The organism is Fimbriimonas sp. LA-C6, from assembly GCF_055398105.1.
On record NZ_AP038796.1, the window covers coordinates 2,342,123 to 2,355,833 of the forward strand.

12 protein-coding genes are annotated in these 13,711 nt (G+C 53.2%); 6 read left to right on the plus strand and 6 right to left on the minus strand.

Going from position 1 to position 13,711, the window contains the following annotated elements:
- Window positions 1-253: 253 nt before the first annotated feature.
- Complete coding sequence (locus tag ACZ51B_RS10890) at window positions 254-1,117, plus strand: TrmB family transcriptional regulator (RefSeq protein ID WP_464293352.1); 864 nt, start codon at window positions 254-256, stop codon at window positions 1,115-1,117.
- On the opposite strand, the gene ACZ51B_RS10895 is transcribed toward ACZ51B_RS10890, so the two are convergent.
- Complete coding sequence (locus ACZ51B_RS10895) at window positions 1,095-1,667, minus strand: acyloxyacyl hydrolase (RefSeq protein WP_464293353.1); 573 nt, start codon at window positions 1,665-1,667, stop codon at window positions 1,095-1,097. The two genes, ACZ51B_RS10890 and ACZ51B_RS10895, sit on opposite strands and share 23 nt — an antisense overlap.
- A 72-nt stretch (window positions 1,668-1,739) precedes the next feature.
- Between ACZ51B_RS10895 and der the strand changes: the two genes are divergently transcribed.
- From der to ACZ51B_RS10915, 4 genes are all read left to right on the plus strand, one after another.
- Entirely contained in the window at window positions 1,740-3,092 is a 1,353-nt protein-coding gene (gene der / locus ACZ51B_RS10900) for a ribosome biogenesis GTPase Der (RefSeq protein WP_464293354.1), read from the plus strand.
- A 605-nt stretch (window positions 3,093-3,697) separates the two neighbouring features.
- Window positions 3,698-4,459 (plus strand): prepilin-type N-terminal cleavage/methylation domain-containing protein, encoded by a 762-nt coding sequence (locus tag ACZ51B_RS10905; RefSeq protein ID WP_464293355.1) that lies wholly within the window; start codon window positions 3,698-3,700, stop codon window positions 4,457-4,459.
- Window positions 4,459-5,103, plus strand: a complete 645-nt coding sequence (locus ACZ51B_RS10910; protein ID WP_464293356.1) for a peroxiredoxin family protein — start codon at window positions 4,459-4,461, stop codon at window positions 5,101-5,103. Before ACZ51B_RS10905 ends, ACZ51B_RS10910 begins: the two co-directional genes overlap by 1 nt.
- Window positions 5,100-5,906, plus strand: a complete 807-nt coding sequence (locus ACZ51B_RS10915; protein WP_464293357.1) for a DUF4198 domain-containing protein — start codon at window positions 5,100-5,102, stop codon at window positions 5,904-5,906. The genes ACZ51B_RS10910 and ACZ51B_RS10915 overlap by 4 nt, the downstream gene beginning before the upstream one ends.
- Window positions 5,907-5,919: 13 nt before the next feature.
- Here the strand turns inward: ACZ51B_RS10915 and ACZ51B_RS10920 are convergent, their stop codons facing one another.
- Both ACZ51B_RS10920 and ACZ51B_RS10925 read right to left on the minus strand, forming a co-directional pair.
- Window positions 5,920-6,837, minus strand: coding sequence for an alpha/beta fold hydrolase (locus ACZ51B_RS10920; protein WP_464293358.1), 918 nt, complete (start codon window positions 6,835-6,837; stop codon window positions 5,920-5,922).
- Window positions 6,838-6,861: 24 nt separating this feature from the next.
- A complete protein-coding gene (locus tag ACZ51B_RS10925; protein ID WP_464293359.1) occupies window positions 6,862-8,199 on the minus strand; it encodes an APC family permease in 1,338 nt (445 codons plus the stop codon).
- 156 nt (window positions 8,200-8,355) lie between these two features.
- On the opposite strand from ACZ51B_RS10925, the gene ACZ51B_RS10930 reads away from it, so the two are divergent.
- Window positions 8,356-9,204: a prepilin-type N-terminal cleavage/methylation domain-containing protein gene (locus tag ACZ51B_RS10930; RefSeq protein ID WP_464293360.1), complete on the plus strand. Its 849-nt coding sequence runs from the start codon at window positions 8,356-8,358 to the stop codon at window positions 9,202-9,204.
- Window positions 9,205-9,264: 60 nt separating this feature from the next.
- Here the strand turns inward: ACZ51B_RS10930 and ACZ51B_RS10935 are convergent, their stop codons facing one another.
- The 3 genes from ACZ51B_RS10935 to alaS form a co-directional block, all read right to left on the minus strand.
- On the minus strand, window positions 9,265-9,558 hold the full coding sequence (locus tag ACZ51B_RS10935; RefSeq protein WP_464293361.1) for a hypothetical protein: 294 nt from the start codon (window positions 9,556-9,558) through the stop codon (window positions 9,265-9,267).
- A 73-nt stretch (window positions 9,559-9,631) separates the two neighbouring features.
- On the minus strand, window positions 9,632-10,558 hold the full coding sequence (locus ACZ51B_RS10940) for an alpha/beta hydrolase (RefSeq protein ID WP_464293362.1): 927 nt from the start codon (window positions 10,556-10,558) through the stop codon (window positions 9,632-9,634).
- 75 nt (window positions 10,559-10,633) lie between these two features.
- Window positions 10,634-13,408, minus strand: coding sequence for an alanine--tRNA ligase (alaS, locus tag ACZ51B_RS10945; RefSeq protein WP_464293363.1), 2,775 nt, complete (start codon window positions 13,406-13,408; stop codon window positions 10,634-10,636).
- Window positions 13,409-13,711: the final 303 nt, after the last annotated feature.

Consider the following 13,711-nt stretch of genomic DNA (forward strand, 5'->3'; position numbering starts at 1 on the left):
CCTCAGTCGTTGAGATCGGGTGAAGAGTTGGTATGGAAGCAGTGTACAAGAGGATCCTTGCTTAGGATCTTCGTTGAAGTGTATTCATTTTGCAGCAAGGTCATCTCTCTGATCAACGGAATTATTGCGGCTAAGATGCATGTTTCCGTCCTCGAAACTATTGAAATCAGGCAATTCGTAACTTTCGTTATGATGCGGATTCACCTATCAAATCTGGCAAGAGAAGGTCTTCTCAGCGTAAGATGCTTAAATCATGCCATCTCCAAGCCCAGCGCACATCCTTATGGACTTCGGTTTCACCGCCTTGGAGTCGGAGATCTACGCGTTCCTGTTGGGTGAGTCTCCTGCTACCGGTTATCGAGTGGCTCAGGCTATTGGGAAGCCTGCAGCCAACACTTACAAGGCAATTCAAAGTCTTGAGCGGAAGGGTGCTGTCCTTGTTGATCAGGGTGATAGCCGTCAGGTGAGTGCCATCGATTCTCAGAAGTTACTCGGTCGGCTTGAGAAGGAGTTTCAGAGCAAACGGTCGAAGGCAGCCAAGGCGCTGGAGAAGCTTGGCAGACCGACTGGAGACGAGCGGGTTTACCAAATGAAGTCTCGCGACCAGGTGATTGCTCAGGCTATCCAGTCGATAGAGGAAGCCGAGAAAGTAGTTTTACTCACGGCATTCCCAGGCATCGTTTCTGAACTGGCAGTTGCCTTGCAGGAGGCTGCGGGGCGAGGCATAGATGTGGTTTTAAAAGCGTTCGCTGAGGTTGAGCTGACGGGTGTGGAAGTCATCGTCTCAGGCGATCCCCAAGAGCTTCATGAGCGTTGGCCAGGCGACGAGCTTCATCTGGTGGTGGATGGACGCGCTTATCTTGTAGCTATCGTGAGCCGAGAGACTAATGAAGTGGTGCAAGCTGTATGGAGCAGGAGTCCGATCCTTGCTTTGATCCACCATAACGGGCTTGCGTCGGAGTTCTGCCTTAACGTCCTTGCTGGCAAGATCAAAGCGGATGCCGGCCGTAAACAGCTGCTGCGTACCCTAACGCAGTTTCGACATCCGCTGGCCACTCCGGGTTGTGCGGACCTTCTAGGAGTCGAGTGGATTGCTAGTACCGAACCGTCGCAGTAATGAAGAGTTGATTCTGTCCTTTATTGGGTTTTGCTGTTCCTCCATTACTGATATGCAGTAGGCGGAAACCTAGTAAGAGTTCTTGACTTCCAAATTGGAATACCCCACCAAATCCCACCATAGGTGTTGAATTGAAACGGGAGTCTAGATCTGAAGTAGTTCGGTTTGTGTATTGCAACCCGATTCCTAAATCGAAATAGATTCCTATATGTCGTGCGGTGACTGGCCACCGCCATCTTCCATAGCTCAGCACGCCGTAGCCGAGGGTGTCGTTGGATTGTTCTCCTTCAAAACCTTTGCTGTGCGTGTGATCTGTGTAGCCCTCAATAACAAGCTGGGCTGGGATCGTCCTCCATCGTAGTTTTGGCTCTGGCTGGCCGTATGCATAAGAAAAACCGCCGCCTGTGCGTCGGTCTTGCGAGCCAAGTATCAACTGTGATTGTCCAAAAAATGCGCCGAAGTAATGTGTTTTCGCTGTTCGTTCGTCTGCTTGATGAGCCATCGCAGCCGTTGCGGTGGCAAGGAGCAGAACTACTCCCCATATCTTCACTGTACTTATCATTACGTTGGCAGAAACCCAAAAGTGTTTTTGACCTATCGGGTACCTTTACAAATACCCCCGATGACCTCTAAACTGCCAACCGTCGTAATTGTCGGTCGCCCGAACGTCGGGAAGAGCACCCTCTTCAACCGATTGATCAAGCGACGCGTCGCTGTCGTTGAAGACGAACCCGGTATTACTCGTGACCGATTGTATGCCGACGCCGTATGGAACGGAAAGAAATTTCAAGTTGTAGACACCGGCGGAATCGTATTTGACGAGCGAGATCCGCTCGCCGAACAGATTCGTGTTCAGGCCAACGTTGCCCTTGCCGAGGCCGACGTGGTGTTGTTCCTTACCGAAGCGACCTCTGGATTGAGTCCAGACGATCAAGACTTAGCCAACCAACTCCGCGGCTTTACTAAGCCGATTTACCTGGTGGTCAATAAAGCCGACCACGCAAACCGAGATTCGCTTGCGAATGAATTCTATAGCTTAGGACTGGGCGAGATTTATCCGATCTCAGGCCTGCATGGTCGAGGCGTTGCGGATCTTCTTGATCTCGTCGTTGCCGATCTCCCTGATCACTCCGAACAGGAGCAAGAGAAGGACGAGATTCGAGTCGCGATTGTTGGAAGACCCAACGTTGGAAAATCTTCGCTGGTCAATGCCTTCACGGGCGAGCAGCGGATGATTGTCAGCGACATCGCTGGCACCACACGGGACGCGATCGACACGATGTTGGAATACAACGGTGAGCGATTCCGATTAATCGACACTGCGGGTATTCGACGTCGTGGAAAGATCCAGGGAACGGTCGAATACTACATGGTGGACCGAGCTCAGAAAGCGATTGACCGTGCCGATTGTGCGTTGGTCGTTGTGGATGGTAGCGAGGGCCTGACGGACGGCGACAAGCGCATCATGAAGCTCGCACACGACGCAGGTAAGGCGGTGGTGTTTGCGGTGAACAAGTGGGACACTAAGGAGCCGCCAGACGGTCAGCCCCGCACCAAGTCTTTGCTGAAGAAGGACTTCGTCAAGATCATCAAGGATGAGATTCCGGAGCTTCTGTACGCTACAGCTGCTTTCACTTCCGCGAAAGAAAGCGCAGGATTGGAACCTGTTTTGGAGGAAGTGCTCAAGGCGCAGGAGGCATTTAGCTTCCGCGTTTCAACTGGTGCGCTGAACCGCTTGATCCAGGATGCCGTGTTTGCGAGACCGTATAGCACCAAGGGTAAGAACCTGAAGATCTATTACGCGACACAGGTTTCGACAAGACCTCCCACGTTCGTGATGTTCTGCAACGATCCAGAGATCATGCACTTCTCGTATCAGCGGTATTTGCTGAACAAGATTCGAGAGGCGTTCCCTCTAGAAGGAACTCCGATTCGGCTTCGAGCCAAGAGCAGCCACAAGCCCAAAGAGAAGTAAATCCTTCTTTGGTTGGATTGCAAAGCTCCACTGTCCTTGGACGGTGGAGCTTTTTTGTTGTGCGCTTATGGCAGGTATCCTAATCTTTGGCCCATGGTCAAATATCTTCTGGCAAGAATAGCTAGCTTGCGAGGACGCGAAGTTCTTTCTGTGTTCCTTGTGGTCTGGTTATTCGGCTGTACCGCGTTTCAATACATGCCGCGGACGCCAGAGGGAGTGCAATGCCCTACTGCTCCTGTTCAAAAGGTGCTTGTAGCGCAAAGAGACTGCTGTGGCACGATTATTGGCTACACCGAACGTGCTCCAAAACTGGGTGAAAAAGCCTTTGTCCAGTGCCGTTGCGCCGAAAAAACGGACGCGCGAGTTCAGGCACAGGTTCCGCCCAGGCTTGAGCCTTTCTTGATTGAGCCTTTCGATTTCGAGTGTCCACAGCCTCCTGCTCTGGTTAGAACGAAACATGAATATTCATGTGAGTTCAGTTCGCTCTCCTCTCCCCCGTTGGTTCTCCCTCCCATAAGCGCGTAGTCATCTTTCGGACTCGTTGCTTCGTTCTTTGTCCCACCTAGCTTGGGCAAGGGACCCCTCTCACATTTGGAGAACCCTACGTGAAAAAACAGGCATTCACGCTCATCGAGCTACTCGTCGTCATCGCCATCATTGCGATCTTGGCTGCCATTTTGTTCCCCGTTTTTAGTCAAGCAAAGCAGGCTGCCAAGAAGACTGTCGATCTATCAAATCTCAAACAGATCGGCACGATGATGATGCTTTACGGAAACGATAACGATGATCGCTTCCCTCTCACTTCGTACCCATCTAAAGGAAACTCGTGGCCTTTGCGTTGCCAGGCTTACATAAAGAATTGGGACATGTTTAAGTCTCCAGGAGACACCAGCACTCTGTGGCCTGCGGCTGGTACTAAGCCACCTCAGTTGGACACTCCTGAGGACGACCCACGTTGGAAATTGAGATGGACCAGTTATCTGTTGAGCGCTTATATGTCGAGCGCCTACACGGATCCTAATGGCTCTGTTGGTCAGTTCTCGGTGCAATCCTCGCTCAACTCTCCGGCGAATGTCATCTACATCTCGTTGGCGCGAGACGATGTGGCTCCCCGGGACCACTTCCACGCTTTCTATTGGGGGAACCCGAGCGAAGCGGCAAGTGGATACATGCAGAACATGACCTGGGACGCAGCCAAGGGGATCACCAAAGAGATCAAACTCGACGCTTTCTCAGGGGGGACGAACTATGAGTATGCAGATGGACATGCGAAGTTCGGAAAATGGTCGCAACTGTGGTGGCAAGATGTGCCGAAAGGCATCTACGCGGGCAGCTACGATCCAAGAAACCAAGGACGGTCCAACTGATGCAACTTCTTACTCTTTTGGGATTGGTTGTCATTGGAACGAGTGCCCAAGACCACGGACACACGCTTGACGCAAATGGAAAGCGAGCCGGTCATGTTACGGCAGACTCTGCATCAGTAAGCGCCAGTAAATTGAATGGAAGAGTTGCTCCCGATTTCGTTACCAAGAATTCGAACGGGCAGCTTGTTTCGCTAAGAACCCTTCGGCAGAAGCCGGTTGTTTTGGTTTTCATCGAGGGCGGATGTCCTTGCTGTAAGGGTGGAAAGCCCTACCTGGACCGGGTGCAAAACCACTACAAGGATGTGGCGAATGTGGTCGGCATCGTTTATGGCGATGTGCCGGTGGCGGCGAAGTGGGATAAGCAAAATAATCCCCAGTTCCAGGTCTTGTCTGACCCGTCAGGCAAGATTGCCAAAGCGTACGGAGCTGGGAGCGGTCTCGCCACACGACTTGTCAGCAAGAACGGTCGCATCATTCTGAGTTATCCGGGCTACTCAGCTGGAATGCTCAAAGAACTCACTGGGAAGATCGCGAAGCTGTCTGGCATAGCGGATCGCAAGATGGATACCAGACCCGCACCAGTGTCGATGACATCAGGTTGTGAGCTGGGTATGGAGGAAAAGATGAGAGGAGCGAAACAGTGAAGCGAGGATGGTTTGCATTACTTGCTGGGTGCGTTTTTGCCAGTGCGTGTCAAGCACACGACATTTGGATTGAGGCTAGCAGCCAGATTGTTCGTAGCGGCGACTGGCTGCGACTCTCGCTGATGTTGGGCAATCATGGCAACACACATCGGGATTTCAAACTTGCCTCCAAGGTGCCGGCGGGGGACCAGAGCCTCATGGTGTATGGACCGAAGGGGCAAAAGTTCGATCTGACAACGTCCTTGGTAGACAATGGGTACACACCGCAAGAGGGATTTTGGAGTGCCCGATTCCAGCCCGAGCTTCCTGGCATGTATATGGCTGCGAGCACCTTTGACAAGGTGATGAGCTACGCGCCTGTGAGAGACATCAAGAGTGCCAAGACCTTCTTTGTGGTCAGTAACAGCCTCGACAAGGTTCCAGAATTGAATCCTGGATTTAATCGGGCGCTCGGACATGCGCTTGAGCTGGTGCCGGTTGTGAACCCGGTGACGCCTTTCGGCGCAGGCAGCACCCTTAAGGTTCGGCTCTTGTACAAGGGCAAGGCCCTGCCAAACACCAAGGTGAGTTTCATCCCGAAAGGCGCTGAGCTTCGCGGGGAGATGGACTTCTCCTATGAGAAGAAAACTGACGCAAACGGTGAGGCGCAGCTTACGCTGAAGGAGGCAAATTCCTACTTGGTGGCGGCCCATTTTACGGACAAGGAAGCCAAGGGGCAGGGTTACAATTCCATAGGATACAGCGCTACGTTGGTAGTACTCGTTCCAGGCATTTGCCCTTGCTGCGTAGGCGGATCGAAATAGTGACGCGGTAACCCTAACTGAGCTGCACGGCCACATCGTTGTTGGCCGTGTGGTTCATGAGGAACCATCGAATCTCTTCGCAAGCCTTATCTGGAACCTCTTCTGGGATGAACCTCCCCCGATGGCTAAAGGGAATTGTCTCATGACGGGGAAACATCTGCTGGAACAGATGCATGTAGTCCTCTGTCAGCATCGGATCTTTCATTCCCCATAGTATTAGAGCACGCTTGTTCGCAAGTATCTGCCGCCTGTTCCATAGGCCTTGAAACCAGTCGGTGGATCGCACAAGACCAAAGATCATGGAATACAGGCCACCTCGCTCAAGATAGTTCTGGAACGGAAGCAGGAACTGCGTTTGGGATGCCCGGGAGATCCGGTGGCGGTCTGCAAATAGTGAGGGCAATAAGAACCGTGGAGTCGCCTTGATGATCTTGTAGTAGATTCGGTTGAGCGGGTTCCCTACAAGCTGGGCCAACTTTCTGGCGATGTGATTCTCATTCATGGGCCATAACCACGTGTTGAAAATTACGAAATCGCGGACTCGCTCGGGGTGATCGAGTGCCCAGGAGAGTCCTATAGGCCCACCAGCGCACTGGACAACGATGGTGACATCGTCCAAATCGAGATACTCCATGAGTGCAGCGAATCGCTGAGCTTGAGCTTGAGGACGGTAATCCACGTCTTGAGGCTTATCAGAGAGTCCGTATCCCAGCATATCGGGCGCGATGCATCGATAAGTGCTTCCCAATTGTTGAATGAGATTTCGGTAGAGATAAGACCAGGTGGGGTTGCCGTGTAAGAACACAATGGGACGCCCCTGCCCGTGATCCACATAGCTGATCCAGCCTTCCCCTGTGTCAAATTGGCGGGTGGCAAATGGGTACTGAACAGTATTGAGCCAGGGATAGCTTGAGTCGGTTGACTGTGGCACGAGCGATGTCCTTCCAAGTCAATTCTACGTTGTGTGCTTCGCATTCGATCTTCGTCGATATGCGTTGCAAATAGGGTACGCGACAAAGCCGGTAAAGATCAGACCTGCTGAATACAAAATGCGCGTTTGTCCCCCTTCTTGGAAGTCGTGAATCAGAGCTGCGATGACAACTGCCGTTGGAAAGAACGAGATAAGCGCCGCCACGAGCCATCCGCCAGGGACACGAAAGGGGCGGTGGAGTTCAGGTTGTTTATGTCGAAATAACAGGAGGGCGACGAACTCGAGAACGAGCCCGCTTGTATAGAGCACAACATCTGCTTCGGCAAGGTCCTTGAAGGAACTGAAACTAAAGATGGTGTAGAAGAGCGAAGACACCAAAATGGCAACGAACGGGGTTCCATGGCGAGGGTGAATCTGTGCGATCCGTTTCGGCAGCCAACCATCTTCCGCCAGGACGAAGGGAATGCGGCTGCCTGCCATGAGGGTTGCGCTGAAGAGGCCCGCAGCTCCGAAGACTCCTGCGAGCGTCATGGCAATGGCTAACCCATGTCCTCCGATGGCGGCTGCGACGTTGGTCCATGCCCCTTCATCCCACTTACTGAGATCTGGGTAGGCCCTGACGCCTACCCAGGCCGTGAGCACGTACAGACCCGTTACAAGCGGCACTGTGATGGCAAGAGCTTTGGGGTAGTTCTTGCTTGGATTTTCTACTTCGCCCGCCACCGATGACATCGAATCCCATCCCAAGTAGTTCCACAGAACCACAAACAGTCCCGAAGAAAACGCCTCTTTTGCATTCTTTCCTGTAGCCAAAAAGGGTTGGGAAGGGGTTGTCCAAAGGAAGTGAAGCCCCATTCCAATCATCAGGATGAATGGGATGAGCAGGATGCCGACGAACAACATCGATGACTTCCCTACCAGTTTGGTGCCCCGCACATTGATCCATGTGAACGGAATGATGACGACGAGTCCAACTGCCCATTTCACCCATGGGTGATTTGTGATGATGGGGTGCACTCCCATCAACCCAAGCATGGTGTGAACGTAGGCGGCAAAGAGGGTTGGGTAGATGGCGACGTCTAGCCATGAGTACACCCAAGTCCACCAAGCGCACAGAAAGCCAACGAAAGGATTCATGGCCTTCTTGGTCCATATGTAGTAACCGCCTTCTTCTGGCAGAGCGCTGGTGAGTTCTGCGGTCATGAGGGCGCTTGGAATGGCCCATAACAACGGGGTGATGAGAATGAGAAGCAGCCCCATCCCAGCGCCGGTTTTCATTACAGGTTCTAGCCCAAATGGTCCTCCGCTGACGCAGAAGAAGATGGTGGCAACCAGTGGCCAGAGACCCAAAGTCCGACGCATTTGATAAGTATGATGGATGGTGTGAAACTTAAAGGGCTTTAAGTTAGTGCAGAAAAGCGAATTATTTTGACGGTTAATTACTGGTGTTGTTCAACTATCTTTCGAGACATAACACGTCCTTAACAAAGAGTGCGCATTGTTAAGGACGGAACTATTATGTTACGCCGCGCTTTCACCCTTATCGAACTCCTGGTCGTCATCGCGATCATTGCAATCCTCGCCGCTATCCTGTTTCCAGTATTTGCTCAGGCAAAGGAAGCAGCCAAGAAGACTGCTTGTCTCAGCAATGACAAGCAGATGGCAACAGCCCTGTTCTTGTATGCTGGCGATGCGGATGATACACTTTGCCAGACGAGCTGGGAGAGCGATGCCACACACCCTTACCAGGTCCACTGGTCTTTCTTGATGCAGCCTTACATCAAGAACTGGGGCATGTTCAAGTGCCCATCGGACTCTACACCGGTCAAGCCAAAGGTTCCATGCGCAAGCAATGCAGTTCTTGGTCAGATGCCAATGGTTTGCGACTGGATGCCTGTAGAAGGATATTCCTACATCCCGAACTACAACGCCATCCCTGCTCACGACTGGCTTCCTGTGTCGCTCACCAACTTCGCGAATCCTGCCGACACCATTTTGGCAACCGAAAAGCGCGACACCAAGGATACGGGCGATTCTCACAAGGGAACCAGTGGTTTCTTGCCTTCACAGCCTTGTCCAAATTGGACATTGGTTCCGTACGCAGGCAAGTCGCCAGCTGCGGGCACCTATAGCTACACTGACGCAGGATTGGTGCGAAGCATCAAGAATCCAGGAAAGTCAGACTTCAAGCAGGTTGACGTTCTTCGAATTGCCTACGATCGACACACCAACGGTGCAAACTATTCATTCGCAGATGGCCACGCAAAGTATCAGAAGCTTGAGCAAGTGCTCAATCCTTCGAAGTACGCGTTTGGCGAGAAGTGGTATCCAAACACCGCTCCTTGGAACTCCAACCCCTGCAACTAATCTCCTAATAAACAAATCAGCCCGTCGCACTAGTTGGTGGCGGGCTGATTCTATTTGTCTCTAGTAAAGAGATACAGGATCGCTGGCATCCAGCGATTCGGCTAGTGCCTCGTCGAGTTGCTCGTCGAGACGCTTCCACTGGCGATGCTTCTCGTAGTCATGGACAGCGCGGCGGACTGTGATGATGGCGATGAGTCCAAATACACCTGCGATAGCTGTTGCGGCCGCAGATAGCTTGAGATTCCTACTGTACGACTCGCTGTACTGGCTCTCGTTGGAGCGTACTAGCCGGACTGCCGCAAGCCCATTTTCCAGTGCACTGTTGATTTTGCTTTTCGCTTGACGTTCGTTCATGAGATCTCCAAAGAAATAGCTTTCGTTCCTATTACTAGCAGACTGTTTCTTGACTGTTCCGGTTCCGATGGACCTAGTGAAGGCGCGGTTTGAGCCAACCTTGGGAAGAAAGCCACTTCTCCGCCAGCTGGGGCCAGTGGCATACTTCGTTCTTACTCGGTCGTAGCCCATAACCATGCCCTCCTGTTGGGAAAACATGAGTCTCGAAGGGTACGCCTTCCTTTTTTAAGGCCAGGCTGTACGCCAAGACATTTTCGACCCGGATAGGGTCGTCGACGGTCATCAGTAGGAACGCTGGTGGAGTGGTTTTGGAGACGGGTAGCTCAGGCACTAACTGAGACCTGTTGTTATCTGGAGTGAAGTAAGCAGGGTAGATGAGGATCGAAAAATCTGGCCTCGATGAGACCTTGTCGGCACTATCTAAGGGTTCGTAGCTCTGCTTGTCTGGGTTGGTCGAGACCATAGCCGTGAGGTGCCCACCTGCGGAGAATCCCAGCATGCCGATTCTCTCTGGATCTACTCCAAACTCTGTCGCACGAGACCGGACCATACGAATAGCTCTTTGCCCATCCTGAAACGCGGCTGCGTGGCGTGGAAGGCCCTCTCTGGCCGGTACGCGGTATTTCAGGAGCACCGCAGTCACTCCGATCGAGTTGAGCCACTCACAGATCTCGGTCCCCTCGCCTGTCATGGAGAGGATCGAATAGCCGCCACCTGGGCATACCACCACACATGCTCCTGTATCTCGATCCTTTTTGGGTTTGTAGACCGTGATGGTTGGCGTACTGACATTCGTTAGGAGGATGAGATCGCTTCCCTTCTGCGCCGTGTCGTGTTCTGGGCCGATGTTGCCCTTCTCACCAGGAGCGATGTCCTTCCACAGAGGAATCGGGGCTGACACCGAAGCCGTCGGGTTCTCGGTGGACGACAGCGGTTCCGTAGCATTCGCACTCGTCACGAATAGCGGTGCCAAGGAGATGAGAAGTCTGCGGAGGTTCATCTATGCTCTAGCATAGCGGAGACAGCCGAATTATGCGAACCTCCACCCCTGAGTCGGGATGGAGGTAAGTGAGCGTTAGTCCTTGATCATCGATTCTAAGGTTGCTGCTGCCGATGCAAGCGCTTCATCGATCTTCTCTGGGATCTTGCCGCCCGCTGTGGCAAATGCTGCCTGACCACCACCGCCGCCACCCGCGATCTTGGCGACCTCACGGATCAGGTTTCCTGCATGGGCACCCTTGGCCTGTGCCTCTGGGCCAACTTTGCACATGAAGCTGATCTTGCCTTCGTTATTCACGGCACCTAAGGTGACCTGGTTGGGCTTTTCTGCGGCAGCGTTATCGACTACCTGGGCTGCTACCTTCTGGTCTGTGCTGCCAAGGTTCTTGACCCATAGCTGTACGCCTTTGATCTCTACCGTTTCTGTAGCCTCTCCAGAACCCTTGCCCGAGATCGCAGCCATTTCGGCCTTCTCTCGCTTTTTGCGCTCTTCTTTGAGCGATTCTAGGGTCTTTTCAAGAGATGGCAGCAGCTCTCTGGGTGTCGTCTTCAGAAGCTGTGCGGCTTCCTTGATCTTGCTAGTCTCTTCCAGCACCAACTGGTAGGTCGCTTCGCCTGTGATCGCTTCGATTCGGCGCACGCCGCTGGCGGCGCTGTTCTCGCTGACGATCTTAAACATGCCGATCTCTGCCGTACTTCGCACATGGATACCTCCACACAGTTCACGGCTGAATTCACCGATTTCGACCATGCGAACAGTGTCTCCGTACTTCTCGCCGAACAGGGCCATGGCACCCTTCGCTTTGGCCTCTGCGATGGGGAGATCGGCGTAAGTGGTGACTGGGATGTTCTTGAGGGCTTCCATGTTCACGATCAGCTCCACCTGAGCGATCTCCTCGGGCGTCATGGCCTTGCCGTGTGTGAAGTCGAAACGGAGGTTATCAGGTCCGACGTAGGAGCCAGCCTGAGTGACATGAGTTCCGAGCACGCTTCTGAGTGCCGCATGAAGAAGGTGTGTGGCTGTGTGGTTGCGGATAATTCGCGCGCGACGTGGGCTTTCCACGACGGCAAACACCTCTTTGCCTAGCAGTGCCATTGGAGTTGCGTCGGACTCGACGTCGTGCCAGAACGTCCCAGAGCTCTTCGTAGTATTGCTGACTACTAAGCTTTGACCATCCACCTCTAGGAAGCCACGGTCACCGACTTGACCACCGGATTCGCCGTAAAAGGGCGTGTGGTCCAGTGCGACTTTCAACTTGTGCGGTCCTGCTGTTCTGACTCGAACGATCTTCGCTGAGGATCGAGCTTCCGAGTAGCCGAGGAAGGTGGTGGTTGAAGGCGCATCGTCCACTGCAACTTCTTCAGCCGCGGTTACTCCGCCGTAGACCTCTTCACGGTTTTGGGCACCGCGTGAGCGGTCTTGGGCCTCTTTCATGGCGGCTTCGTAGCCGTCTTCATCCACTCCCCAGTCCATTTCTGCGCAGAGTTCCTTGGTGACCTCTAGGGGGAATCCAAGACTATCGTAGAGGAAGAACACCTTGCTACCCACGAGGGTGTTCCTAGCTTCTCCATCAACGACAAGCTTTGTGTCAGTTGCATCTCCTGTCAGATAGCCAGTGAGAACATCAACGCCTTGTCGCAGTGTTCGTCTAAACAGAGCCTCTTCATTCTTTAGCGTCTCGACAATGATCTCTCGTCGTTCGACCAGTTCCGTATAGAAGTCGCCCATGTTCTCGACGATGCCTTCGTACACCTTGTACATGAACAGATCGTCGAAACCGAGCACGCGTTGCCCCTTCAGGACAGCGCGACGAATCAATCGGCGTAGAACGTAGCCACGACCATTATTCGCTGGCAGGATGCCATCTGCGATGCAGAAGCATGCGGTTCGGATATGGTCGGCAATGATGCGGCGTGCTACCAAGACGTGCTCTTCCGCACCCTCACCTTTTGCACCAGAAGCGGCGCCCATGTCCTGGGAAATCTCATCGATCTTGGCAAAGATTGCCGAGAACGCGTCCGTGTCGTATACCGATTTGTAGCCGCCCAAGACGGCTGCTGTGCGTTCGAGGCCCATGCCCGTGTCAATGCTCAGAAACGGCAGATTGGGCATGCCTTCTTTGATGTATCCACCGGAGCTACCTTTGGCAGGATCGGCGAAGGAGCCTTGCCATTCGTATTGGATGAAGACGTCGTTCCAGATCTCTAGCCAATTCTTGAGGTCGTCATCTCGCAGGAAGTCTTCTCTATCGTAGGGCGCACTGGGAGGAGGGACATCGTTCGATACCCAGTAGAACATCTCTGAGTTGGGGCCGCAGGGGCCGGGAGGGCCCTTGCTGAAGGCTCCAGCTGGCCAGTAGTTGGTCTCTTCGCCCAGGCGGAATACGCGTGTTTTAGGGTCGACACCGGCAGCGGAAAGCAGCTCTGCCCAAGTGTTGTACGCGTCATCGTCATCCTCAAAGATCGTGAAGGCCAGTCGCTTGGGATCGAGGCCGAGCCATTGGGGGCTAGTGAGGAACTCCCATGAGAATCGGATGGCTTCTACTTTGAAGTAGTCGCCAAAGGAGAAGTTGCCCATCATCTCGAAGAAGGTGAGGTGGCTGCTGTCGCCCACTTCATCGATGTCGCCCGTACGGACGCATTTCTGGGCAGTGGTGAGTCGCTTGTTCTCTGGCTGCGCCGCGCCTCGGAAGTAGGGCTTGAATTGGATCATTCCGGCCCCGTTGAACAGGAGCGACTCGTCGAGCCGACCCGTTACGTCGTAGGGGATAAGCGAGCCCGAGGGGAAACGAACGTGTCCCTTCGACTCAAAGAATGCAAGATACTTCTCGCGCAGTTCGCGAACGGTCATGGTGTCTAAGAGGGTACCGGGCGGAGGGTCTATTCTGTTAGGTCGGAACTTCCTAAGACCCGGGTGACAGCCGGTTTTGTTCAAATGTTGCTGAGACAAGGAGCCGAATGGAGATCTTAGCCTTTATCTTGGAAGTAATCGCTTCCTTCATGGAGTATCAGGCCAGTCAATCAAACTCAAAGGAGAGCGATGCTTGATATCCTTTGTTGGCTGGTGGGAGAAGTACTGCTATGGATCTTGGAATGGTTGTTGTTCGAGATCCTGGGGGCTGTCGCTCGGTTTGTGTGGAACTGCATTTGCTGG